Genomic DNA, 23,321 nt, shown 5'->3' with positions numbered 1-23,321 from the left:
GGCCGCGTGGAGCGTCCGACACCTTACGAAACCCGAACGCCCCGCCGGGTCTTCTCCCCGTCCGGCGCACGCGCTGCCAGTCTGCGCCCATGACCCGCGTCCGCCGTCTCCCGCTCCCCGTCGCCGTCACCGCTCTTCTGCTGTCGCTCCTGACCGTCTCGCTGCTCCTCCTGCTCCACGGGGGCGGCCGCGGGCCCGGCTTCCTGGCCGGGTACGCGGGCGCGTGGGCGGTGTTCGCGGCGGCGGTGACCGCCCTGCGCCGGGTGGCCCGCCGGCACGTCGTCCCGCTCCTGCTCGCCGGGGCGGTCGCGGTGACGGCGACGGGGCTGGTGGCGGCCCCGCGGACGAGCACGGACTCGTACCGGTACGCGTGGGACGGCCGGGTGCAGGCAGCAGGCATCTCGCCGTACGACCACCCGCCCGCGGACCCGGCGCTCGCCGGGCTCCGTGACGACTGGCTCTTCCCCGGCCCCGCGGCGTGCGGGCGGGGCGACGCGGACCTCGCGCCGCTGGCCGGCGGCCGGTGCACGCGGATCAACCGGCCGTCCGTGCACACGATCTACCCTCCGGTGGCGGAGGGCTGGTTCCTCCTCGTCCACGCGCTGTCGCCGCCGGGCGTCCGTCACCAGGGGCTCCAGACGGGCGCGGCGCTGCTCTCACTGGCCGTCAGCGGCCTCCTGACCGGCGTGCTGCGCCGACGCGGGGATCCGCGCCGGGCGGCCCTGTGGGCGTGGTGCCCGGCGGTCCCGGTCGAGGCCGTGAACAACGCCCACGTCGACGTCCTGGCCGTGCTCCTGTCGGTCGGCGCGCTCGTGCTCCTGGCGCGCCGCCGCCATGTCACGGGCGGAGTGCTGCTCGGTCTGGCGGTCGCCGCCAAGCTGTTGCCCGCCGTGCTGCTGCCGGGCGCGCTGTCCGGCGTCCGGCGGCCCCGTACGGTCGCGGCCGTGGCGCTGACCGCCGCGGTGACGGTCGCCCTGGCGTACCTGCCGTACGTCCTCCTGTCCGACGGCTCCGTCCTCGGGTATCTGGGCGGCTACACGCGGGAGGAGGGCTACGACGACCCGGGCGCGGGCGGGCGGTACGCCCTGTTGCGGCTCGTGCTGCCCGACACGTGGGCGCTGCCGGCGGCGGCGCTGGGGACGGCGGCGATGGCGGTGGCGGTGTGGTGGCGCGGTGACCCCGAACGCCCCTGGAGCGGAGCCCTGTTGACCACCGGTACGGCATTCCTGCTGCTGACGCCCGGCTACTCCTGGTACGCCCTGCTGCTCGTCGCTCTCGTCGCCCTGGACGGGCGCTGGGAGTGGCTCGGCGTCGCCCTCGCCGGCGCGGTGGCGTACCTCGCGGGCCCCGTCGCCGGCACGGTCGGCGGCACCGCCGCGTACGGGGCGGCGGGGATCGTGGTGTGCGCGATGTGGTGGATGCGGCGGCGGAACGTCGGACGGTCTGCGGGTGCGCGGCGGGACCTCACCGCGCGGACCACGGGACCGGACACGGCGTGGCCTCGGTGCGCGCGGGACGGGGCCGCCCGGGCGGCAGGCGCCCGGGCGGCCCCGTACGGGAGCGGGCGGCTCAGCCGTCGGCCCCGGCCGGGGTCGTCGTGGCGGTGAAGCCCAGCTTCTTGTTGGCCGCCAGGGCGAACTCGTTGGTGAACGTCCTGCCGAGGTCGAGCGACGGCTCCGCCTTGCCGACCATCACCTCGGTCGCCAGCACGGTCTTCGGACCGCCGGCCGGCATGATGCCGTCCGGCAGGAACTGGTCCTTGTCCTGTTCCAGGGCCTTGATGTAGTCGTCCTTGGTCACCAGGTCGTTCGCCACGAACGACGACGGCAGCTTGTTCGCGATGTCGGCGGCGCTGTGCGTGTCCATCCAGTGCATCGTCGCGACGAGCGCGTTGACGACCTTCTGCACCGTGTCCTTGTGCGAGTTCACCCAGTCGGTACGGGCGAGGACGCTCGCCGCCGGCCAGGCGCCGCCCAGCGCGGTCTTGGCACCGTCGGTGGTGGCCAGGTCGATCGCGGAGGCGCCGACCCCCTTCTTCTCGATCGCCGAGACGGTCGGCTGCGTCGTGATGACGCAGTCGGCCTTGCCGTTCTGGAGCGCGGCGATGGCGGTGGAGCCCGCACCGACCGCGATGCGGTTGAACTGGTCCTCCTTGACGCCCTTCTGTGCCGCCATGAACTTGGTCAGGGTGTCGGTGCCCGAGCCGATGTCGGTGACGCCGAGCGTCTTGCCCTTGAAGTCGGCGGCCGACTTCACACCGCTCTTCGTCGTGCACATCTCCCGCTCGCCCGGCGCGCCGGAGAGCTGGACGACCGACTCGATCCCCTTGCCCTTGGCCACGAAGTCGATCGCGTGGACGTACCAGGCACCCGCCATGTCGACCTGCCCCGAGGCCATGGCCGTGTCGGCGCCGACACCGCCGTTCGCCTCGTTGCTCAGCTCGACCTTGACGCCGTACTTCTTGTAGAAGCCGAGGCTCTCGGCGAGCTGGTAGGGCAGGTAGATCTGCTTGTCGATGCCGCCGACCATGAGCTTGACGGTCGGCGTGCCGCCGGAGCCGTCCGAGCCGGAGTCCGCGGAGCTGCTGGAACACGCGGTGACCGCGCCGAGGGTGAGGACAGTCGCGACCGCTGCGGTGAGTGCTCTCTTGAGCATGGCGGCTCATTCCTTTCAGATCCTGCTCAGGTCTTCCCGGCACGCGAGGAGCGGGTGACGGAGGAAGCGGGGCAAACGGGGAGGGGTGGGTGGGGGGAGCGGCGGCCCGCCGCTCAGAGGCCCGCGGCCTCGGAGGGGGCCGGCGGACGCCAGGACAGGAGCCGGTGTTCGAGCTTGCCGATCAGCCACTCGGCGCCCAGCACGATCACCGCGATGACGAGCATCGTGGCGAACACGCCGTTCGGGTCGAAGTTGTTCTGCGCGGTCTTGATCACCAGGCCGAGGCCGCTCTGCGCGCCGAGCACCTCGCCGACGAGCGCGCCGACGATGGCGAAGCCGAAGGCGCTGTGCAGACTGGCGATGATCCAGGTGAGCGCGGAGGGCACCACGACGTGCCGGATGATCTGCAACTGGGACGCGCCGAGCACCCGGGCGTTGGCGAGGATGTTGCGGTCCACCTCGCGCACGCCCTGGAAGGCGTTGAAGAAGACGATGAAGAACACCAGCACCGCGGCGAGCAGGATCTTCGGGGTCACGCCGATGCCGAAGGCGACGATGAAGATCGAGCCGAGGACGATGCGCGGGATCGCGTTGACCATCTTGATGTAGGGGCCCAGCACATCGGCGAGATAGCGGCTCTGCCCGAGTGCGACGCCGAAGACCACGCCGGTGAGGGAACCCACGACGAAGCCGAGGAGCGCCTCCTGGATGGTGGTCCAGATGTTCGCGTAGAAGGACCCGAACCCGGTGCCGTCCTGGAAGAGCTCGACCAGCCGCTTCGCGATTCCGGAGGGCTGTCCGAAGAAGAAGGGGTCGACGATGCCCCAGGTGGTGAACGCCTGCCAGCCGCCGATCACGAAGACCGCGAGGCCGACGCGCCCCGCCCAGACCTGGGCGACACGCCGCCGGGCGGCGCTGCGGGCGGCCGCCGCGGGCGAGCCCTTCCGGCCGTCGGCGACGGCGGCGGGAGCGGTGGACGTCGTGCTCATGCCTTGCCTCCTGCGGTGCTCGCGTAGGCGCGCTCCACCTCTTCGCGCAGCGTGTCCCAGATCTGGTGCTGGAGTTCGATGAACCGGGGCTGGAAGCGGATCTCCTGGACGGAGCCGCGGGGGCGCGGCAGGTCGATGTCGAAGACCTGCTTGACCGAGCCGGGGCTGGACGTCATGACGACCACCCGGTCGGCCAGCGCCACGGCCTCGTCGAGGTCGTGGGTGATGAAGATGACGGAGGGACGGATCTGCTCCCACAGATCCAGCAGCTCGGTCGACATGATCGCCTTGGTCTGCACGTCCAGGGCGCCGAACGGCTCGTCCATGATCAGGATCTTGGGTTCGTTGATCAGTGCCGCGGCCATCGCGACGCGCTTGCGCATGCCGCCGGACAGCTGGTGCGGATAGCGGTCCTCGAACCCGGCGAGACCGACCCTGCGCAGCCAGTCGCGCGCCTGGGCGAGCGCCTTCTGCTTGGGCACACCGCGGAAGACGGGGCCCATCAGCACGTTGCCGAGCACGGTCTTCCAGGGCAGCAGCGCGTCGGCCTGGAACATGAAGCTGACGCCGTCGGTGATGCCGTCCACCTCGCGGCCGCCGACCTTGACCGAGCCCTCGCTGGGCCGGTCGAGCCCGGACACCATGCCCAGTGTCGTGGACTTGCCGCAGCCGGTGGGCCCCACCACGGCGCAGAACTGTCCCGGCTCCACGGTGAACGACACACCTTGCAGCGCCGTGAACACCTCACCGGCAGGAGTCAGGAACCGCTTGGTGAGCCCGGAGATCTCGATACGTGCGTCGGCACGCTCTGTCGCACCGGAGACCGGGCTGGTCGCGACATCGTTGCGCGAAGCCATGGGCCGTCTCCTTCCCTTTCTCGAAAGTGCCTCGAAGTTCCTCTGCTCGGAGTTCCCGGGGGTCGCCGGGGAGGCCCTGGGGAGGCCCCGCAGGTCCCTCGCAGGTCGAGGCCAGGCAGACGCTAGAGGCCGCCGTTCGTTACGTCGCCGTTTCCGAGGTAACCCGCGAAAGCCGCGTAATCCCGACTTCTGCTCGTTCTGCTCACGGGACGGGGGGTAGGCAGCGTTCCGGCCATCGGGCACAATCGCGCCACCACGGGTTACGGCGCAGGGGCCGGCCCGGCACGACGCACGCCGGAGCGAAGAGGCAGTTGTGGCGCCCATTTCTCGGGAGCATTGCCCCTAGGAGGTGAGGGCCGGTGATCCGGACCCTGGTGGTGGACGACGACTTCCGGGTCGGCCGGATCCACAGCAGCTACGTACGCCGGGTCGAGGGCTTCGAGGTGGTCGGCGAGGCGGCGACGGTGGCGGAGGCCCTGGCGGCGGTACGCACGCTCCACCCCGACCTGCTCCTGCTGGACGTCTTCCTGCCCGACGGCAGCGGACTCGACATCCTGCGGCAGCTCAGCCAGAACCATGCCGCGTCCCGCCCCGACGCCCTCATGATCACCGCCGACCACGACATATCCTCCGTCCGTGCCGCGATGAAGCTCGGCGCCGTCGGCTACCTGGTGAAGCCGTTCGGCTCCGCCGACCTCACCGAACGGCTCGGCGCCTATCGCCGGCTCCACGACCGCGTGGCCGCGCTCGGCCAGGCGGCCGCCGCCGACCAGTCCGACGTGGACGCGCTGTTCAGCGCCGCCCACCCACCCGCGGTCCCCCGGTCCCCGGCCAAGGGCCACTCCGCGCCCACGCTCACCGCGATCCACCGGGTCCTGCGCACCGCCGGCACCGCCCTGTCCTCCGCCGAGACCGCCGAGCAGATCGGCGTCTCCCGCGCCACGGCGCAGCGGTACCTGTCGTACCTGGTCAAGGAGGGCACGGTCCTCCTGGAACTCCGCTACGGCACCGCCGGCCGCCCCGAGCACCGCTATCGCACGGCCCGCTGACCGGCGGCCCTGCCCGGCCCGTTCGCCGGCGCCACGGCGGGATATTCCGTCCGGTCCGGGCGGCCGCGGGCGTAGGGTGCGCGATCATGGAGCATCGTCAACTCGGCCGTAGTGGCCTGAAGATCAGCGAAGTCACCTACGGAAACTGGCTCACCCACGGCGAGACCGTCGCCGAGGACAACGCACTGGCCTGCGTGCGGGCCGCCCTCGGCGCGGGAGTCACCACCTTCGACACCGCCGACGTCTACGCCCTCGGCGCCGCCGAGGAGCTGCTCGGCAAGGCGGTGGCCGGCATGCGCCGCTCCTCGCTGGAGATAGCCACCAAGGTCTGTCTGCCCACCGGGGACGGCCCGAACGACCGCGGCCTGTCGCGCAAGCACATCATGGAGTCCTGTCACGCCTCGCTGCGGCGCCTCGGCACGGACTACGTCGACCTCTACCAGGCGCACCGCTTCGACGACGAGGTGCCGCTGGAGGAGACCCTGGTCGCGTTCGACGACCTGGTCCGCCAGGGCAAGGTCCTGTATCTCGGCGTCTCCGAGTGGACCGCGCCGCAGATCGCCTCCGCGCTGGAGCTGGCCGACCAGCTGGGGCTGCGCAGCCGGATCGTCTCCAACCAGCCCCAGTACAACATGCTGTGGCGGGTCATCGAGCCCGAGGTCCTCCCCCTGTGCCGGCGCGAGGGCATCGGCCAGTTCGTCTTCCAGCCGCTCGCCCAGGGCGTCCTCACCGGCAAGTACCACCCCGGCGAGCAGCCGCCGTCCGGCTCCCGGGCCACGGTCGGCGGGCGGGCGCCGCGCTTCATCAACCGCGTCCTCGGCCCGGAGCTGCTCACCCGCGTCCAGGGCCTGCGCCCGCTCGCCGAGCAGGCGGGGCTGACGATGGCGCAGCTGGCGGTCGCCTGGACCCTCAATCAGGAGGGCGTCTCCTCCGCGATCATCGGCGCCACTCGTCCCGAGCAGGTCACGGAGAACGCCGCGGCGGCGGGCGTCAGGCTCGACGCGGAGCTGCTGGCGGCGGTGGACGAGGTCCTCGGCGCCCTGGTGGACCGCGACCCGTCGAAGACGGCCCGGCTGATGGACGTCGACCCGGCCTGGCAGGGTTAGCCCGCCGGCCGCGGGTCCCCTCCCCTTCACTCGGCCCGAGCCGTGGCGGCTACCGTCCGGTGCGCACGCCGGGGAACCCCGTGGGCAGCGCGTCGAGTTCGTCTCCGGGGGCCGCGGCGACCCACGCGGTGCCGGCGACCGTGACCGACGGGCCGGAGCCGGGTCCGGCCGTGCGGCGGGTGAGGGGGACGCAGAGGTAGGCGTCGCCCGCCGGGACGGGGAGGCGGAGGGCCTCGGCCATGGCGCGGCCGCGCGGGTTGCCCGCGAGGAGGAGCAGGCCCTCGGCGCGCAGGGCGGCGCCGGCGAGGCGGACGACGCGCTCGCGGGCCCGCTCCCACTCGCGCTGGTCGATCAGCGGGCGCAGAGCGGTGGCGGGCACGGTGCGCAGGCGGACGCGGCGGAAGAATTCGGCGACGCGGGTCACGTCGTCGGGTTCGGCGAGGACGGCCGCCCGCACGTCGGGGGCGAGGCCGAGGAGGATGTTCTCGGGGAGGGGCGCGTCGCGGTGGAGCCAGAGGACGCGTTCGAACGCGACGCGCGACGGCCCGCCCCGTACCAGCCCCGCCGACCAGCGGGCGGAGACCTCGTCCACGTAGAGGAGCAGACGCATCAGGGGGCTCGGGAGGAGCCCGCCGAACTCCCGGTCGGGGCCGCTCAGCACCACCTCGACGCGCAGGGGAACGGCGCTGCCGGGACGGTCCCAGGTCAGCGGGCCGCTCGCGTGGCGCCCGAGGGGGAAGCCGCACTCGGCGAGCCGCCGCACCAGATCCGTCGAGATGCGGGCCACTTGCAGGATGCTCAGGTCAGCCGGATCGAATCGGCCCGTGCCGAGCTTGGCCAGCGCCGTGTCGACGGCGTCGCGAAGCGTCCGGGCGAGGATCTCCCCCCGCGGATCCAGCTCGTTGAACACCCGGGCGAGGTCCATGAGTTCGCTGTCCCAGGCACTGAGGTCCACCTGTGGCGTGAGGATCACGCACACCATCGTGCCCGCCTCGGTGCGCACTTCCCGCGGCGTGAGACGGAGGGCGAGCGCGGCGTCCGTCGTCTCGTGGGACAGCGTGTCGTACGCCTCCGGGGAGACGCAGAGGGTGGTGTCGTCGGGGTAGTTGCGCGACAGCCGGACGAAGTCCTCGAACCGCAGCATGGTCCGCGTGTACTCGGCGGCGGCGTCGGCGACCGGCGGACCCACGACGGGCCCGCGGTGGACCGCCATCCGCACGGCGGGGAGCCGGTCGACCAGTTCCCGGAGGAGCGGGGCGGGTGGGACGTCGCCGTCGACGAGGAGGAGCGCGCAGTCCTCCAGCACGTGCGCCACGAAGCGGTGCCGCCCCACGGAGTCCGGTTCCGCGAGCACGGCCACCGCCTCCGAGGCGAGCCGGGTTGGGGTACTCGTGCCCCGCAGCGCGATGACGGTCCTGGTGGGATCGGTGGGGGTCCGCAGCAGCCGCTCGGCCTCCTGCCGGTATTCCGCGTCCGTCACGGGGTCGAGCAGCTCGAGCGCTCGGCGCAGGAAGGGCTCGGCCTCGTCGCCGCGGCCGGACCGGAACAGGGTGGCGGCGGCCCGGACGGACACCCTGCCCTCCTCCGCGCGCAGCCCACGGCGTCGGTAGTGGTCACTCAACTGCGTTTGCGCGGAGCAGAGTTCCTGGTCGCTGCCGAGTCCGGCCAGGGTGCGTTCGAGGATCAGCAGGGCCTGACCGGTCTCGTCGGAGTCGTCGGCGCCGAGATACCGCAGCGCTTCCCAGGCCCGGTCGGCCGCCTCCCGTCTGCCCTCCTCCGCCTGGAGGGTGAGCGTGATCCCGGCGAGCAGCAGGGCGGTGAAGCCGTAGGTCGCCCGGTCCGCCTCCAGGCGGTCATGGCCGACGCGGTGCAGGGTCTCCATGGCCTCGTAGGACCGCCCCAGGGCATGGTCGACCCGCGCCTGGGCGAGTGCGGCCCGCCCCCGGGCATGACCGACGTACGCCGCGCTGATCCCGGTCCAGCGCCGTGTGGCCTCCTCGAAGGCCGGCCGGTACAGGGGTTCCACGGCCACGTCCGTGAGCAGCAGCAGCGTGTCCGCGGTCACGCGCGGGAACTCCAGCGCGTTGCGCACCCACACCTCGGGGCAGGGCGCCGGCTCGGGGACGATGTGGAGGGACGCGGGCAGGGTGCTGCGGGGGTGCCGGTCCTCGTGGAGGGCCGCGGCGGCGGCGCTGTGGAAGCGGCTGATCCGCGCTCGGGCGACCTCCCGCCGTGCGTCGAAGCCCGAGGTGGTTCGCACCTCGTCGTGGACTGCGACCGGGAACGTGTACCGGCCGGCTCCGGACCGGTCCAGGAGCCCGTCGCGTACGAGGGTGTCGAGGCGTGCGGCGGCGGCGGGCAGCGACCGGTCGAGGACGGCCGCGGCCTCCTCCAGGGTGAACTCCGAGGCGGACGCCTCCGCGAGCCGGACGAGGGTGGTGGCGCGGCCCTCGGACAGCTCGTCGAGCCAGTGCCGCACCGTCCAGTACGGGTGCTGGGCATCGGCCGACGCCGCCCCGGCGACGATCCGGGCCGCCTTGGCGGAGATCACGGGGTCGGGCGAGGCGAGGGCGCCGCCCAGGATCCGCAGGGTGAGCGGGTACCAGCGGCCGCGCTCCACCGCCTCCGCCCGGGGCCCGCCGGAGGCGGCGAGGAGCCGGGCCGCGTCCCGGCCGGAGAGGGGCGGCAGGTCCATCACCAGGTGCTTCAGGAACTCATCCTCGTCCCGCAGCGTGGCGATGACGGCGCTGCCCTCCGGAGGCTCGGCCGCGAGGGCCAGGGCACCCGCGTCCGTCCCCACGTCGTCCATGACGAGGAGTACGCGGCGCCCGCGCAGGGCCCGGCGCAGGATCTCCGTCAGTGCTTCCGGCCGCACGGTCCCGCCGGCGAAGTCCTCCCTCGGGGCGCCCATGTCGTGCAGGAGCCGGTCGAGGGCCGCCTCGGGCGGCACCGGACGGAGGGTGGAGCCGCGGAGCGGCACGAAGAACACGCCGTCGGGGAAGTGCTCGCGCACCCGGTGGGCGACGTGCAGCGCGAAGGCGGTCCGCCCGGCGCCCGGGATGTTCCCCGCGGTGACCTGGACGGCCCGTACGCGACCGGAGCGGAGTCCCTCGACCAGCGGGTCCGCGAGCCGCGCACGGCCCACGAAGGGCTCCGGCGCCGGCGGCAGCCCCGGCTCCTCCGCTGCCTCCCCGGGGGAGTCCGCAGGCTCCGGCTCCGCCAGCCCCAGCAGTTCGAGCGTGCGCCGTGACGCCCGCGCGAACGCCTCCCGCTCCGCCGCCAGGTCGTGCGGACCGTTCGTGTCGTACGCGACCGAGGGCAGCCGGGTCCGGCTCGTGCCGCGGTCGGCGATGTGCTGGTCGAGGGCCTGGTGCAGGGCCCACACCTCGTGGGCGGGGAGGTGCTCGCGCAGCACCTCCCGGGCGCCGGCGGGCAGCGCCAGTTCGACCGTTCCGCCGCGGTCCTGCGTGACCTCGAAGACTCCGCTGGTGACGACCTCGGCGACGTCCGCGATCTGTGCCTCCGGCACCAGTTTCTCCCGCACCAGGTGCAGCAGCCGCAGGCTGAACCGGTCGAAGGGTGCGCAGAGCACGGCGAGCCGGGCCGCGCGCGGGGAGGCGGTACGGAGAAAACGGCGGGCGAGTTCGGCGGCCGGGAGCGGGACCGTCGGCGGCCGGGCGGGGCCGGCGGTGGTGCGGCCGGTGGGCGGGACGAGGACGGCGGTGCAGCCCTCCGGGTCGCCGCGCATGAGGGTGCGGGACCAGCGGCCGAGGGAGTGCGGGGTGAGGGAGAGGACCGGGACGGGCAGCCAGTTCCCTTCCTCGGGCCGCTCGGTCTGGCCGAGGAGGCCGGGCGGCTCCACGGGCACGCGGCTGCGCGGGCTGCCCGGGGCGGCCGGAGTGAAGCGGGTGGTGGGGAGGTTCAGGCCGCCGCGCCGCCAGAGCTTGGTGGGCAGCGGGTTGAGTACGGCGGTGGGGTGGGCGCCGGCCCAGGCGCGCAGCAGGTGCCAGACGTCGGGGCGGCGCCAGGCGTCGGCCATGCAGTCGGAGACCACGACGACCAGGCGCCGCCCGTCGGCGGAGCGCAGCGCGCCGGGGGCGCGGGGCGCGCCGTGTGCGTCGAAGGTGAGGTCGGCGACCTGGAGGGTGCGGAAGGCGCCGAGCCGGTCCAGGACGGTGGTGAACTCGGCGACGGTCTCGCCCCAGACGCGCATGCCGGGCGAGCGGTCGACGACGAGGACGAGGTCGAACCAGCGCTCGGGCGCGGCCTTGAACACCGGGATCAGTTCGCCGCTGCGGGCGTAGCCGTCGACGGTGGCGTCGATGTCGAGTTCGCCGTGCCGGCCCTGTGGCCAGCGCCGTTTCCACGGGCGCAGGGCGCGGGTGAGTTCCAGGGCGCGGGGCAGTCCGGCGGCGTGGGGCGCTGCGACAGCGCGGCCGCGGACGGGAGTGGCGCTGCCGGGGAGGCGTTCGTGGAGGGGGCGGGCGGCGGGGCCGGGACGCCGGGTTTCGTCGGGGCCGGGTGCGCGGTCCGGGGTGCTGTGGGAGTCGGTGGCGGGCGGCGTCTCCGGCTCGCGGGACCGGTCCCGGTCGGCCGGCCGGGGCGGCTGCGCCGCGGACCGGGTCCGGGCTCCGTCCCGTACCGCCTCGTCCGGTGCGTCCGCCCGGTGGGCGGCCAGCCACAGCGCCTCCGCCAGTGCGGTGCCGTCCAGTTCGGGGACGGCGGCGCGCAGGGCGGAGAGCAGCCGGGGCAGTGGGTCAGGCATGCGAGAGCTCGCGCAGGATGAGGTCCTCGACGGCCTGCCGTCGGGCCTCGTCGGGGGCGTCGGTGCCGGCCAGGAGGTGGACGGCGTTGAGGAGCTGGTCGACGGCGAGGCTCTCGCCCGCGCCGAGGCGCTCCAGGAAGGCGGTGACGAGCCGGTCGGCCGCCGGGGTGGCGGCGGTGCCCGCGCCCATGTGGGCCTCGACGATCCTGAGGAGGGTCTCGGGGGTGGGCAGCGGCATGGTGAAGCGGACGCAGCGGCGCAGGAAGGCGGCGGGGAAGTCTCGTTCGCCGTTGCTGGTCATGACGATGAACGGGAACTCGGTGCACTGCACCCGGCCGCGCCGGATCTCGTGGTGCCGGTCGCCCTGCCATTCGCGTACGGCGACGACGTCCGTGCCGTAGCGGGCGAGTTCGGGGATCTCGAACTCGCCGCGTTCGAGGACGTCGAGGAGGTCGCTGGGCAGGTCGAGGTCGCTCTTGTCGATCTCGTCGACGAGCAGGGCGCGGGGCCGGTCGGTGGGCAGCAGGGCGGTGCCGAGCGGGCCCATCCGCAGGAAGGGCGCGATGTCGTCGGGGGCGGAGGGACCGCCGTCGGTGCCCTGGAGGCGCTGGGCGTGGATGCGGCCGAGGGCGTCGTAGCGGTAGAGGGCGTCGGCGAGGCTGCTGCGGGAGGTGATGTGCCAGCGCAGCACGGTGCCGAGGTCGAGTTCGGCCGCGACCTGCTCGATGACGGTGGACTTGCCGGAGCCGGCCGGCCCGGTGACGAGCAGCGGACGGCGCAGCGCGAGCGCGGCGTTGACGGCCTCGACCAGGCCGCGCGGCGGCACGAACTGCTCGTGCAGGGAGCGGCGCGGGAACTCGCGCCAGGGCGGCGCCGGGGGCAGTGCGACGCGCTCCTCCGGCCGGGCGGGCGGGGTGCCGTGGCCGGCGTAGTAGGGCTGCCAGGTCATGCGGGTGACTCCCCCTCGTCGTGGGCCGGGTACCGCCCGGCCGGGTGTTCGCTGTCGAACCAGGCGCAGAAGTCCAGCCACTCCGCTCCGTCCCAGACGGTACGGAGCCGGGCGAGATGACGCAGCCCGTTTGCGGAGCGTCCCTTGTGCCGGTAGGCGCGGCAGAACTCGGCGGGCAGCAGGTGCCAGTGGGTGTCGACGGACCGCCGTACGGGTTCGGGCACGGACCCCTCGGCCGCGTCCCCGGCCGTTTCGCCGGCCGGCCCGCGCGTCGTCCCGTCCGGCGTCCCGTGCGTCATCGCGTGCGTCGTCCCGTCCGGCGCCCGGTCCGGCGCCCCGTCGCTCGGCGCGTCGTCCGGCCACAGCACGATCGGCGAGGAGGCGAGCAGCGTCTCCATCAGGTCGCCGAGCCGGGCGGGCCGGTGGGCGAGGGCGACGGCGCGGGTGCGTGGTTCGCTCATGAGCCGCTCGCGCAGTTCGGGTACCCGGCGGGTGTCGGCCTCGCCGAGCCAGTCGACGCGGTCGCCGTCGGCGCTGTCCTCGATGGCCTTGAGGGTGTCTCGGGCCTGGTCGTTGATCCACCACAGGTGCTCGGGTGGCTGGATCCGGTCGCTCCAGCGCAGCACCACGTCGTAGCGGGTGCCGATGCGCATGCCGAAGTCGGTCTCCTCGGGCTTCCAGTCGGCGAGCAGCGGGGCGGGCGCGGCGATCTCCACCCGGCGCAGCGGCGTGCCGAGGGCGCGGGCGAGCGGCGTGGCCCAGCGGAGCACGCCGACGAGCGCCCGTTCGGTGCCGGCGCGGTCCTGCGTGGCGCAGGGGAACTCCTCGTGGTGGCGGACCGTGCCGCCGTCGAGGAGCCAGACGGCGAGCGATTCGGGCCATTCGTCGCCGACGGCCGCGTGCAGGCTGACGACGAGCCGCAGGCGCATCTCCTCGGTGCGCTCGGCGAGCCGCGCGAAGGCGTCGTTGAGGTCGATGACGGCGCCGGTGTCCTTGGCCCAGGCACGCAGGGCGGGGTGCTGCGGGTCGACGCCGGTGGTGCGGGCGAGCCCGGCGAGGAAGCCGGCGGCGGGGGCGGTGCGGCTGCCGCCGGCGAGCGGGGCGCGCAGCAGGAGGTGCTCGACGGTGTCGCGGAGGAGTTCCGTGCCGGTGGAGCCGGGCAGCGGGGTGAGCGGGTCGGCGCCGGTGGCGGCGAGGGTGCGGCGCAGCAGGGTGCTGGTGAGGTCGGCGCCGGGCCAGGCGGTGAGCAGGGCGAGGGTGCGGGCGGCGTCTTGCAGGGCGTCGAGGACCCCTTGGGCCCATCGGCGTTCGGGGGCGGGCAGGGTCGTGAGCCGGGCGCGCAGGGCGGTCAGGTCGCGGGGGTGGGCGGGGCCGTCGGCGGCCGCCGGGTCCCCGCCCAGCGGGGTGAGCGCCTGGCGGAGGGCGGCGCGGCCGACGGGGCCGAGCGGGGAGCCGGCGCAGGCGACGGTGTGCCGGGCGTTGCGGGCGAGCCAGAGCGGGCCGGCGGCGAACTGGGCGCCGTCGTAGTCGACGTGCTGGATCGCCTGGCCGACGGCGCCGCCGTCCTCGCGTACGGCCCGGGCCACGGACGCGCCGGTGAGGGTCTCGCCGGCCTCGGCGACGCCCGCGTGCAGCACCTTGACCAGGGTGGTGCTGAAGCGGAGGTCGTACGCCTCCTCGTCGGCGGCGGCGCCCATGAGCAGGGTGAGCCGGGTGTCGCCGCGGCGGATGCCGCCGGCGAGCGAGGACAGGTCGGGGGTGGCGTGGCCGGCGTGGCAGGTGTCGACGAGGGCGACGAGGCCGTCGAGGCCGGTGGTGTCGAGCAGTCCGCCGAGCAGGGCGCCGACGTTGACCGCGCTCAGCGGGTCCTCGGCGCGCGAGTCGCCGGCCATGAAGTACAGCTGGGTGCCGGCGGCCATGCCGTGGCCGAGGAAGGCGAGCACGAGCACGGCACCGGCCCCGGCGGCCGCCCGGCCCGCCTCCCGTACCGCGTGTTCGATCTCCGTACGGGTGAGGCCGGCGCCGGACAGGAGGGTGCGGCCGCCGTGCGCCGGGTCCTTCTCGCAGGCGCCGGCCCAAGGGGTGGTGAGGGTGTCGTGCAGGGCGTGCGCGGCCGGTTCGAGCGCGTCGAGCAGGCCGAGTTCGGGGCACTGGGCCCCGATCACGAGCACATGGCGCCGTTCGCTCATCGCTCCGCGAGGGTGGTGAGCGCCTCGACGAGGGGTCCGGCGACGGCCGGCTGGGCCAGGTACGTGGCGGCCGGGTGCACCCAGGCGCCGTCGGAGTCGACGCGGCGACTGTGCGGCGCGACGGCGTCGGCGTTGGGCCGGGTGAACTCCTCCAGGACGGGGCGGGCGGCGACGAGGTCGTCGCGGTCCCAGAAGTTGAGCCAGCGGCGGACGGTGGCGGGGGTGGCGAGGGGGTGCGGGCGGACCCGGGGGTGGACGGCGCCGCGGATGCCGAGCGGCGAGCCGAGGGTGACGAACAGGGCGACGTCGGCGGGGTGTTCGTGCAGGGTCTCCAGGGCGACGACGGTGCCGAGGGAGTGGGCGACGACGATGTTGGGGCCCTCGGGGTCGAGGCAGTCGGCGACCCGGGCGCGGATCCGCCGGTCGAGGGTGGTGGCGCCGTCGGACTCGGCGCGGTTGAGGTAGCGGGCGACCTGCCCGAGCATGCCGGCGGTCAGCCGGGCGCTCAGCCAGCCGCCCGTGGCGCGCAGGCCGGGGACGGCGAGCAGGCTGGTGACGGCGTTGACGACGCGCCGGGCGGGCGCGCCCGCGCCCTGCGCCCCGGAGGGCGGCGCGAGCCGGGTGCGGGCGTTGCGCAGGGCGGCCGCCTCGGCCGCCGGGAGTTCGAGGCCGGGGTCGGCGAGGCGTTCGTCGACGGCCTCCATGAGGAGGGCGGCGAGGAGTTCGTCGTCCTCGTGGTCCTGGGTTCCGGTGGCTCCGCCCTGGGCTCCCGCCGTACGGAACAGGTCGCCGTAGTAGGCGAAGCGGGCGTCCGCCGCCCAGCCGCCGGTGAGCGCCGAGACGTGCGCGGAGTGTCCGGCGGCCCCGGCGCCGGTGGCGACGGCGCGCAGCCATTCGTCCAGCTCGGCGGCGGGGTCGCGGGGACCTCCGATGCCATGGACGAAGACCAGGCGAGGCTTCACTGCTCCCCCTCCGACGCGGTGGTCCCGGTGGTCCCGGTGTTGGTCCCGGTGATCCTTACGGGTGGGGTGGCGCGGGAGCAAGCCGCGGGCGGAGGACCGTCGGGTCTCGGCCAACTCCGCCCGGCGGCTTGGCGGGATGTGACGGGTCAGCGGTCGCTCTCGCGCACCAGGGCGTCGATCGTGGCGAGGGCGTCGTGGGCCGCGTACTCCTTGGCGAGCGCGGTGGCGCGTTCGCGGTACGAGGGCGAGTCGAGGACGGTGTCCACGGCCGCGCGCAGGGCCTCGTCGGAGGGGGCGGCGGTGCGCAGGTTGACGCCGGTGCCGGTCCACTCGACGCGGGCGGCGACCTCCGGCTTGTCCTCCGTGTCGCCGCCGAGGACGAGCGGCACGCCGTGGCCGAGGGCGGCCTGGGTGCCGCCGTAGCCGCCGTTGGTGACCAGCACGTCGGCGAGCGGGAGCAGCGCGGAGAAGGGGACGAATCCGGCCACGATCGCGTTGCCGGGGACGGCGGGCAGCGCGGCGGCGAACTGGTCGGCGGCGTCCGGGCGGCCGGTGGCGGCCACGACGAGGACGTCGGGGCGGTCGGCGAGGACCCGGACGGTGGGGATGACCAGGCGGGCCAGGTCGGTGTTGGCGAGGGTGCCCTGGGTGGTGACGACGATCCGCCGGCCCTCCTCGCGGGCCCGCAGCAGCTCCGGCCACCAGGCGGGCTGTTCCTGCCCGGCGGCGGCCGGGATCGGGATCGCGCCCACGAAGCGCACGTTGGCGGGCATGTCGGAGCGCGCGTACTCGAACCCCTCCACCGTCAGCTGCACGAACACGTCCGCGGCCCCGATCAGGTTCCGGCCGAGCGGCCCCTGCGGCAGCGTGGCCCCGGCGGCGGCGAAGCAGGCCCGCAGATGGTCCACGAGCGGCTCGCGCATCTCGGCCATGCGGGCGGCGATCTCCGCGTGCTGCTCCCGCTGGGCGTCGTCGGCGGGCGGGAGCAGCCCGAGACCGTGCGGCGCGGTGTCCCGGCTCTCCACGCTCAGCGGCGTGATCCCGACGCTGAAGCCGGTGGGCCGGTGGCCCTTCTCCTCGGCGAGCGCGAGGGCGAGGCCGCCGAGGAAGAGGTTGTCGTGGATCACGGCGGTGGCCGGGAAGTCGGCGAGGACGTCCTTCAGCGCCCGGCACTGCGCGGCCGTCGGGTCGCCGAAGACATGCATGACGTCCCACATGATCTGCGCGGGCCCGGCCGGAATCGTCTCCCGCTCCGGAAACCTGGCCGAGAAGTCCCGGTCGTCGTAGTCCGCTTCCGCGGGCAGCGCCCGGAACTCCGGTCCCGCCGCCCGCACTTCCTCCGCGAACCGCGCGCCGCCGAGGAACACGACCTCGTGCCCGGCCCGCGACAGATGGCTCGCTATCCGCAGCAGCGGCGCGTGATGACCCGACACGGGCGTGGCGGCGACAAGGATCCTGGACATGCTGAAGTTCCCCCCTGTGAACGACTGTCGCGCGGCTGCGCGGGCGCCGTCGTGACGCGCCTGGTAAGCGTACGACCTGCGGAAACGGATCCCGACGGCTTTCGGGCGCGACGGCGCGTCGGCCATGTGGCAGGGGGCTGCGGGCAAGCGCGGGGGCGGAACCGGCGCGGTGCCCGCCCGGCGGCCGGAGCCGTGGGCGGGCACCGCGGAGCTCAGGTTCAGTGCCAGTACTTCATGTCCGTACCTCCTCTCCCGGTGAGCGTGGGCTGCACAGGGCTAGGCCGTGTCTTGTGGACTCGTTCGGACTCAGTGCCAGTACTTCATGTCCTGACCTCCTCCCCCGTGGCGGGGCGCAGCGTCACCTCGAAGCGGTCGAGTCCGCGGAGGGTGAGGTTGCGCCGATGATCGGGTTCCGCGACCGCCCGTGCGCCGGGGTGGTCCGTGGCCAGGGTCCCGAGGACCGATCCGGCGAGCCGGATCGCCATGGACGCGCCCAGGCAGGCGTGGGCTCCGCGGCCGAACCCGAGGTGCGGGTTCGGGGCGCGGTCGAGTCGCAGCTCGGTGGGGTGGGCGAAGCGGCGCGGGTCGTGGTTGGCCGCGCCGAGGAGGAGGGTCACGGGGTCGCCCGCCTTGATGGTGACGCCTCCGAGTTCGGTGTCGGTGACGCAGACCCGGGCGTCGGCCTGCACGGGCGCGTCGTAGCGGACGAGTTCGTCGACGGCGGTGGCCGGGCCGGCGGCCCGGAAGGCGGCCGGGGCGCCCGGGGTGGTGAGCAGGGCCGCCGCGGCGTTGCCGAGGAGACGGGAGGCCGATTCGTAGCCGGCGTGCAGGACCGCGCGCAGACTGTTGCGCAGGACGGCCGGGTCGACGCCGCTGTCGTCGGCGTGCGCGGCGACGTACGCGATGAGGCCGTGCTCCGGCGGGTCGGCGAGCCAGCCGCCGGCGTACGCGGCGAGTTCGGCGCGTGCGGCGACGGCCGGTTCGTGCTTCTCCGGCCAGAGGCCGGCGTCCATGCCGTCGACGACGGTGCGGGACATGGGCACGAACCAGTCGAGGTCGGGGGCCGGCACGCCGAGGAAGTCGGTGACGAAGCGCAGCGCGAGCGGTTCGGCGAGCTCGCCGACGAGGTCGAAGGAGGGCCGTTCGGCCAGCTCGGCGAGGGTTTCCTTGATGTGCCGGTCGAGCCGCTCGTGCAGGGCGTGCCGGTCCTGGGCGCGGAAGCCGTCGAGCAGCAGGTGCCGGATGGCGGTGTGCTCGGGCGGGTCGAGGGTCTGGACGCTCAGCAGCGGGGCGGGGATGTCCTCACCGGCCCGGCGCCAGTCGGAGGCGAAGCGGGCGGAGTCGGTGAGGACGGCGAGGCAGTCGGCGTGCCGGGTGAGGACCCAGGAGCCGAGCGGTTCGTGCCAGAGGACAGGGGCGGTTTCGCGCAACTCGGCATATGCCGGATACGGGTTCGGGAGGTGTTCGGGGAGGGCGAGCCGCAGGATCGGATCGGCGGTAGCCGCCTGTTCGAGCTGTGCCACGAAACCTCTCCCCCTGCGCAGAAAGACCCTGGTGAAGGCCGTAAATGCTTGCGGTCGAGCAGTGCAGAGCAAACGTTTCGCCGGTAGGCGGTGCCGCTCCACGGGCAATTCTCCGTGCTGATGGCCGGTGACGCTACCACGCAACTTCCGTGGCTGGTATGACTACCTGCCTCAGATCTTTCCGATCCTCACGGGGAGTAGCGGATGTCGGAGCAAGGCCAGACCATCGTCCATGACGTGCCGCTGAACGTCGCTCAACAGCCCGATCCGTACCCGTTGTTCGAGCGGATCCGGGAACACGGGGTGGTGCAGCGGGTTCGGCTGAATCCCACCCTTGAAGTCTGGATGGTCACCGGCTACGACGAGGCGGTGGCCGCGCTCACCGATCCGCGGCTGAGCAGCAGCCCGGCGGGGGTCAACGGGCTCGCCGAGGAGATGGCCCACCAGGAACGCACCAACGTCCTGATGGCGAGCATGCTGGTGGCCGACGGCTCGGACCACACGCGCCTGCGCAACCTCGTCTCGAAGGCGTTCACGGCGCGCCGGATCGAGGCGCTCGCGCCGCGGATCCAGGCGCACACGGACGCCTTCCTCGACGCTATCGCCGAGCGCGGAACGGCCGACCTGGTCGCCGAGTTCGCCCTGCCGCTGCCGATGGCCGTGCTCAGCGAGCTCATCGGCATCCCGGCCGAGGGGCAGCCCGATTTCGCCAAGCTCGCGGTCGGCCTCATCATGCCGCCCAACACTCCGGAGCGGCTGGCCAAGGGCGCCCGGGCCCGCGCGGAACTCACCGAGTTCTACGAGCCGTTGATCGCGCTGCGGAAGAAGGAGCCGCGTGACGACCTGCTGAGCGCGCTGTGCGCGGCGCAGGCCGAGGAGCGGATCAGCGACCGCGAACTGACCGCAATGGCCATCCTGCTGACCCTCGCCGGGCACGAGACCACGGCGAGCCTGATAGCCAACGGCGTGCACGCCCTGCTGCGCCACCCCGACCAGTTCGCGGCCCTGCGCGACGACCCGTCGCTGCTGCCGAACGCGATCGAGGAGCTGCTGCGGTACGAGGGGCCGGTCAGCCGTGGCGTCGCCCGCTTCACCGTGGACCCGTACGAGATCGGCGGCGTCACCATCCCGGCCGGCGAGATGATCATCATCGGGCTCGCGGCCGCCAACCGCGATCCGCACCGCTTCGACCGCCCCGACCTGCTCGACGTGGCCCGCCGCGAGATGCCGCAGCAGCTCGCCTTCGGCCACGGCATGCACTTCTGCCTCGGCGCGCCGCTGGCCCGCGCGGAGGCCCGGATCGCGTTCGGCACGCTGCTGCGCCGCTTCCCCGACCTGCGGCTCACCGACCCGGACGAGGACCTGACGCGCCGCGAGGGCATCCTGCGCGGGATGGCGACGCTGCCGGTCAGCTTCACTCCGGTGCCCGTGAGCGGGCGCGCGTGAGCCGGGCGCGCGTGAGCGGGGCGCGGGGCGCGAGCGCGGAGCCCGCGGCAGGCGGGTACGGGCCCGGCGGGGACGCGACGGACGCCGGCGTGGCGCGAGGCCCGAGTGGCACCCATACCGCGGCGTTCGACGCCATCGCCCCCACGTACGACGCCTCGCGCGGCGGCACCGCGCGGGCGGCGGTCTTCGCGGAACAGCTGGCGCCGCTGCTCGACCCGGCCGAGCCGGTGCTCGACATCGGCGTCGGCACCGGCATCGTGGCGGCCGAACTGACCGCCCGCGGCCACCGGGTGTGCGGCGTCGACCTGTCCCCCGGGATGCTGGCCCACGCCCGCGAACGGCTCGGCGCGCGGGTGGCGGTCGGTGACGCGACCCGGCTCCCCGTCCGTACCGCCTCGGTCGGCCAGGCCGTGTCCACCTGGCTGCTGCACGCCGGACCCGACCCGCGCGCCGTCTTCACGGAGGTGGCACGGGTGCTGCGGCCCGGCGGCCGCTATCTGGTCGTCCCGGCCCGTGGCATGCGGCCCGGAGACGACATCGGCCGGATCGTGAGCGACCTGGAGGACCGGCTCGATCCCGACGGCACCCGCCGCGACGACCCCGAGCACCTCGCACTCGTCGCCGGCGCGCGCGGCCTGCGCTACGAGGGCACCGCGAGCGAGCGGCCCACCGTCTTCCGCGTCTCCCCGGAGGCGATGGCCCGCTCCATCGAGGGCGGAAGGCTCTTCACCGGCGCGTGGCAGGTGCGCGAGGAGGACCTGCCCCTCGTCGCGGAGGCGTGCGCCCGGCTGCGCGCCCTGCCGGACCCGGAGCTCCCCCGGGTGCGCGAGATGGCGGACTTCGTGATGCTCTTCCGCCGGGCGGGCCGCACGGCCTGAGGGCCCGCCGTGACCGCCGCGCCGGCTGTTCGTACGGGACGGCCCCGGGCGCGCAGGCTCCCGGGGCCGTCACGTCCGCTCTACTGGCCGAACTTCAGCGCCGCCGCGTACGCCTCGTCCGGGTCGAGGCGGCGGAGTTCCTCGGCGATCAGCTCGGCCGTCGTGCGCACCTTGAGGGCCATCACGCGGCTCGGCTGGCCCGGGATGGCGAGGTGGGCGACCGGACCCTCCGGGCGGTCGATGACGATCTCGCCGTCCGGCGTGCCCATGCGGACGGCGGTGACCACGGGGCCGTCCGTCGTGACCCGCTCCACGGGCACGTTCAGCCGCTCGCCGAACCAGCGGGCGAGCAGCTCGGCGCTGGGGTTCTCCGCCTCGCTCTCGACGGCGGCCGACGTCACCGTCGCACGGGCCTGGTCGAGGGCGGCGGCGAGCAGCGAGCGCCACGGGGTGAGCCGCGTCCAGGCGAGGTCGGTGTCACCGGGCGCGTAGGAGGCGGCCCGCTCGGCGAGGGCGCCGATCGGGTCGGCGACGGCGTACGCGTCGGTGATACGGCGCTGGGCGAGCGAGCCGAGCGGGTCCTGGGCCGGCACCTCGGGGGCGTCGACCGGCCACCAGACGACCACGGGCGCGTCCGGCAGCAGCAGCGGCAGCACGACGGAGTCGGCGCGGTCGTTCACGTCGCCGTGCAGGCGGAGCAGCACGGTCTCGCCGGCACCCGCGTCCGTGCCGACGCGGACCTCGGCGTCGAGCCGGGTGATGTTGCGCTCGCGCGGGGCGCGGGCGTGCCGCTTGATGACGACGAGGGTGCGGGAGGGGTGCTCGCGGGACGCCTCGTTGGCCGCCTTCACGGAGTCGTAGGCGTTCTCCTCGTCGGTGACGATGACGAGGGTGAGGACCATGCCGACGGCGGGGGTGCCGACGGCTCGGCGGGCCTCCAGGATCGCCTTGTTGATCTTGCTGGAGCTGGTGTCCGTCAGATCGATCTTCATGACCGGTACCGGTCCCTTTCCTCGTGGCGTGCCCGCACTGGTCCTAGCGCCGGATCGGCTCCGGATCTTCCCGCGCCAGTATTCAGGATCCAATGCGTTGGATCCGATGTCCGGGATCCCGGATCCAGGACATCGGATCCGGGAGGTGTGATCCGGAATATCGGATCCTGCATTCTGGATCCAACTGCCGCTGCGCCGCTCAGGACTCCCCGCCCGGGCCCACCGCGAGCACCAGCTTCCCTCGCGTGTGCCCGCCCGCGTTCAGGCGCCATGCCTCGGCCGCCTCGCGCAGCGGCAGCACCTTGTCCACGAAGACGGTGAGCTTGCCCTCGTCGGCGAGGGCGGCGAGCGTCACCAGGCCGGGGGCGTCGGGCCGTACCCATACGTAGTGCCCGCCGACGGCCGCGGCCCGGTGGTCGGCGACGGAGGCGAGGCGGGCCGGGGAGCGCAGCAGCTCCACGGAGACGTCGACCGACTCGCCGCCGACGAAGTCGAGGGCGGCGTCGACGCCGTCGGGGGCGAGGGCGCGGACGCGGTCGGCGAGGCCCGGTCCGTAGGCGACGGGCTCGGCTCCCAGGCCGCGCAGGAAGTCGTGGTTGGCCGGGCCGGCGGTGCCGATGACCCGGGCGCCACGGGCGACGAGGATCTGGGTGGCGAGGGAGCCGACTCCGCCTGCGGCGGCGTGCACGAGCACAGTGTCACCGGTGGTGGCCCCGACCCGGTCGGCCGCCTGCAGGGCGGTGAGTCCGGCGAGCGGCAGGCCCGCGGTCTGCGCCCAGCTCAGGGCGCGGGGCTTGCGGGCGAGCATCCGGACGGGGACGGCGACCTGCTCCGCGTACCCGCCGAACTCGGCGCTGTCCTTGCGGATGTAGCCGAACACCTCGTCGCCGGGCGCGAATTCGGACGAGTCGAGGCCGTTGCCGGCGACGACGCCGGCGATGTCCCAGCCGGGGACCAGCGGGAAGTGCACGACCATGATGGGGTCGAGCCCGCCGGCCGCCATCTTCCAGTCGACGGGGTTGATGCCGGCGGCTTCGACCCGGACCAGGACCTCGCCGGGGGCGACCTTGGGGTCGGGCAGCTCCATGAGGGTGAGGGCCTCGGGGCCGCCGTACTGAGGCATGGCCATCGCCCGCATGGCGTCAGTCCTCCGTCTCGCGGCCGCTGGTGTGCTCGGGCTCCGGCTCCTCGGGGGCGGACCGGGCGGCGTCGGCGGACGGCGCGGGCTCGGGCGTGGCGATGGCCTCCGCCCGGCGCCCGACGACCGCCGCGACGGCGAGCGCCGTGCCGATGAAGGCGGTGGCGACCACCCAGGGCCGGTCGAGGACGTGGCCGGTGGCGTGGTCGAGGGAGAGGCGGCCGGCGCCGGCGATGCCGATGGCGGCGGCGGTGAAGCCGAGGAAGGCGGGGTACTCGAAGCCGCCCTCCATGGCGAAGAAGCCGGACGGGGCGTGCACGGCGACCGCGCCCGCCATGGCGCCCGCGGCGGCGGCGCCGG

16 protein-coding genes and 1 pseudogene are annotated in these 23,321 nt (G+C 74.3%); 5 read left to right on the top strand and 12 right to left on the bottom strand.

Features of this window, described 5'->3' with window-relative positions; all coding sequences use genetic code 11:
- Window positions 1-89 precede the first annotated feature (89 nt).
- Window positions 90-1,607, top strand: coding sequence for a glycosyltransferase 87 family protein (locus tag ACWEJX_RS13540; RefSeq protein WP_451607609.1), 1,518 nt, complete (start codon window positions 90-92; stop codon window positions 1,605-1,607).
- On the opposite strand, the gene ACWEJX_RS13535 is transcribed toward ACWEJX_RS13540, so the two are convergent.
- From ACWEJX_RS13535 to ACWEJX_RS13525, 3 genes are all read right to left on the bottom strand, one after another.
- Window positions 1,570-2,655, bottom strand: coding sequence for an ABC transporter substrate-binding protein (locus ACWEJX_RS13535; RefSeq protein WP_451607608.1), 1,086 nt, complete (start codon window positions 2,653-2,655; stop codon window positions 1,570-1,572). The genes ACWEJX_RS13540 and ACWEJX_RS13535 overlap by 38 nt on opposite strands.
- A gap of 113 nt (window positions 2,656-2,768) precedes the next feature.
- Window positions 2,769-3,644 (bottom strand): ABC transporter permease, encoded by an 876-nt coding sequence (locus tag ACWEJX_RS13530; RefSeq protein ID WP_451607607.1) that lies wholly within the window; start codon window positions 3,642-3,644, stop codon window positions 2,769-2,771.
- Window positions 3,641-4,501: an ABC transporter ATP-binding protein gene (locus ACWEJX_RS13525; RefSeq protein WP_451607606.1), complete on the bottom strand. Its 861-nt coding sequence runs from the start codon at window positions 4,499-4,501 to the stop codon at window positions 3,641-3,643. The genes ACWEJX_RS13530 and ACWEJX_RS13525 overlap by 4 nt, the downstream gene beginning before the upstream one ends.
- A 359-nt stretch (window positions 4,502-4,860) precedes the next feature.
- On the opposite strand from ACWEJX_RS13525, the gene ACWEJX_RS13520 reads away from it, so the two are divergent.
- Both ACWEJX_RS13520 and ACWEJX_RS13515 read left to right on the top strand, forming a co-directional pair.
- Window positions 4,861-5,550, top strand: coding sequence for a response regulator (locus ACWEJX_RS13520; protein ID WP_451607605.1), 690 nt, complete (start codon window positions 4,861-4,863; stop codon window positions 5,548-5,550).
- An 86-nt stretch (window positions 5,551-5,636) separates the two neighbouring features.
- A complete protein-coding gene (locus tag ACWEJX_RS13515; RefSeq protein WP_451607604.1) occupies window positions 5,637-6,656 on the top strand; it encodes an aldo/keto reductase family protein in 1,020 nt (339 codons plus the stop codon).
- Window positions 6,657-6,705: 49 nt separating this feature from the next.
- On the opposite strand, the gene ACWEJX_RS13510 is transcribed toward ACWEJX_RS13515, so the two are convergent.
- The 6 genes from ACWEJX_RS13510 to ACWEJX_RS13485 form a co-directional block, all read right to left on the bottom strand.
- Window positions 6,706-11,421, bottom strand: a complete 4,716-nt coding sequence (locus ACWEJX_RS13510; protein ID WP_451607603.1) for a NaeI family type II restriction endonuclease — start codon at window positions 11,419-11,421, stop codon at window positions 6,706-6,708.
- Window positions 11,414-12,370, bottom strand: a complete 957-nt coding sequence (locus tag ACWEJX_RS13505; protein WP_451607602.1) for an AAA family ATPase — start codon at window positions 12,368-12,370, stop codon at window positions 11,414-11,416. Before ACWEJX_RS13505 ends, ACWEJX_RS13510 begins: the two co-directional genes overlap by 8 nt.
- Window positions 12,367-14,559: a vWA-MoxR associated conflict system protein gene (locus ACWEJX_RS13500; protein WP_451607601.1), complete on the bottom strand. Its 2,193-nt coding sequence runs from the start codon at window positions 14,557-14,559 to the stop codon at window positions 12,367-12,369. The genes ACWEJX_RS13505 and ACWEJX_RS13500 overlap by 4 nt, the downstream gene beginning before the upstream one ends.
- Window positions 14,556-15,521, bottom strand: a complete 966-nt coding sequence (locus tag ACWEJX_RS13495) for an alpha/beta hydrolase (RefSeq protein ID WP_451607600.1) — start codon at window positions 15,519-15,521, stop codon at window positions 14,556-14,558. Before ACWEJX_RS13495 ends, ACWEJX_RS13500 begins: the two co-directional genes overlap by 4 nt.
- Window positions 15,522-15,667: 146 nt before the next feature.
- A complete protein-coding gene (locus ACWEJX_RS13490; protein WP_451607599.1) occupies window positions 15,668-16,984 on the bottom strand; it encodes a nucleotide disphospho-sugar-binding domain-containing protein in 1,317 nt (438 codons plus the stop codon).
- Between the two features lie 320 nt (window positions 16,985-17,304).
- Window positions 17,305-18,507, bottom strand: a complete 1,203-nt coding sequence (locus ACWEJX_RS13485; protein ID WP_451607598.1) for a cytochrome P450 — start codon at window positions 18,505-18,507, stop codon at window positions 17,305-17,307.
- Between the two features lie 204 nt (window positions 18,508-18,711).
- Between ACWEJX_RS13485 and ACWEJX_RS13480 the strand changes: the two genes are divergently transcribed.
- Window positions 18,712-19,953, top strand: coding sequence for a cytochrome P450 family protein (locus ACWEJX_RS13480; protein WP_451607597.1), 1,242 nt, complete (start codon window positions 18,712-18,714; stop codon window positions 19,951-19,953).
- Between the two features lie 89 nt (window positions 19,954-20,042).
- Window positions 20,043-20,831 (top strand): class I SAM-dependent methyltransferase, encoded by a 789-nt coding sequence (locus tag ACWEJX_RS13475; protein ID WP_451607596.1) that lies wholly within the window; start codon window positions 20,043-20,045, stop codon window positions 20,829-20,831.
- Window positions 20,832-20,911: 80 nt separating this feature from the next.
- On the opposite strand, the gene opcA is transcribed toward ACWEJX_RS13475, so the two are convergent.
- The 3 genes and pseudogenes from opcA to ACWEJX_RS13460 form a co-directional block, all read right to left on the bottom strand.
- Window positions 20,912-21,823 (bottom strand): glucose-6-phosphate dehydrogenase assembly protein OpcA, encoded by a 912-nt coding sequence (gene opcA / locus ACWEJX_RS13470; RefSeq protein WP_451607595.1) that lies wholly within the window; start codon window positions 21,821-21,823, stop codon window positions 20,912-20,914.
- Window positions 21,824-22,022: 199 nt separating this feature from the next.
- Window positions 22,023-22,961: an NADP-dependent oxidoreductase gene (locus ACWEJX_RS13465; RefSeq protein ID WP_451607594.1), complete on the bottom strand. Its 939-nt coding sequence runs from the start codon at window positions 22,959-22,961 to the stop codon at window positions 22,023-22,025.
- A gap of 4 nt (window positions 22,962-22,965) precedes the next feature.
- Window positions 22,966-23,321 (bottom strand): annotated as a pseudogene (locus ACWEJX_RS13460) (hypothetical protein); the annotation flags it as partial.

The organism is Streptomyces sp. NPDC004788 (assembly GCF_053601115.1).
The sequence above is the reverse complement of the archived record's forward strand: the minus strand, read 5'-3'. Positions and strand labels throughout refer to the sequence as shown.

What these genes read in the sequence shown, in the direction of transcription:
- ACWEJX_RS13490 (WP_451607599.1), bottom strand. Translation starts at nt 16,984, where the DNA reads ATGTCCAGGATCCTTGTCGCCGCCACGCCCGTGTCGGGTCATCACGCG.
- ACWEJX_RS13535 (WP_451607608.1), bottom strand. Translation starts at nt 2,655, where the DNA reads ATGCTCAAGAGAGCACTCACCGCAGCGGTCGCGACTGTCCTCACCCTC.
- ACWEJX_RS13500 (WP_451607601.1), bottom strand. Translation starts at nt 14,559, where the DNA reads ATGAGCGAACGGCGCCATGTGCTCGTGATCGGGGCCCAGTGCCCCGAA.
- ACWEJX_RS13480 (WP_451607597.1), top strand. Translation starts at nt 18,712, where the DNA reads ATGTCGGAGCAAGGCCAGACCATCGTCCATGACGTGCCGCTGAACGTC.
- ACWEJX_RS13515 (WP_451607604.1), top strand. Translation starts at nt 5,637, where the DNA reads ATGGAGCATCGTCAACTCGGCCGTAGTGGCCTGAAGATCAGCGAAGTC.
- ACWEJX_RS13465 (WP_451607594.1), bottom strand. Translation starts at nt 22,961, where the DNA reads ATGCGGGCGATGGCCATGCCTCAGTACGGCGGCCCCGAGGCCCTCACC.
- ACWEJX_RS13530 (WP_451607607.1), bottom strand. Translation starts at nt 3,644, where the DNA reads ATGAGCACGACGTCCACCGCTCCCGCCGCCGTCGCCGACGGCCGGAAG.
- ACWEJX_RS13510 (WP_451607603.1), bottom strand. Translation starts at nt 11,421, where the DNA reads ATGCCTGACCCACTGCCCCGGCTGCTCTCCGCCCTGCGCGCCGCCGTC.
- ACWEJX_RS13525 (WP_451607606.1), bottom strand. Translation starts at nt 4,501, where the DNA reads ATGGCTTCGCGCAACGATGTCGCGACCAGCCCGGTCTCCGGTGCGACA.
- ACWEJX_RS13540 (WP_451607609.1), top strand. Translation starts at nt 90, where the DNA reads ATGACCCGCGTCCGCCGTCTCCCGCTCCCCGTCGCCGTCACCGCTCTT.
- ACWEJX_RS13505 (WP_451607602.1), bottom strand. Translation starts at nt 12,370, where the DNA reads ATGACCTGGCAGCCCTACTACGCCGGCCACGGCACCCCGCCCGCCCGG.
- opcA (WP_451607595.1), bottom strand. Translation starts at nt 21,823, where the DNA reads ATGAAGATCGATCTGACGGACACCAGCTCCAGCAAGATCAACAAGGCG.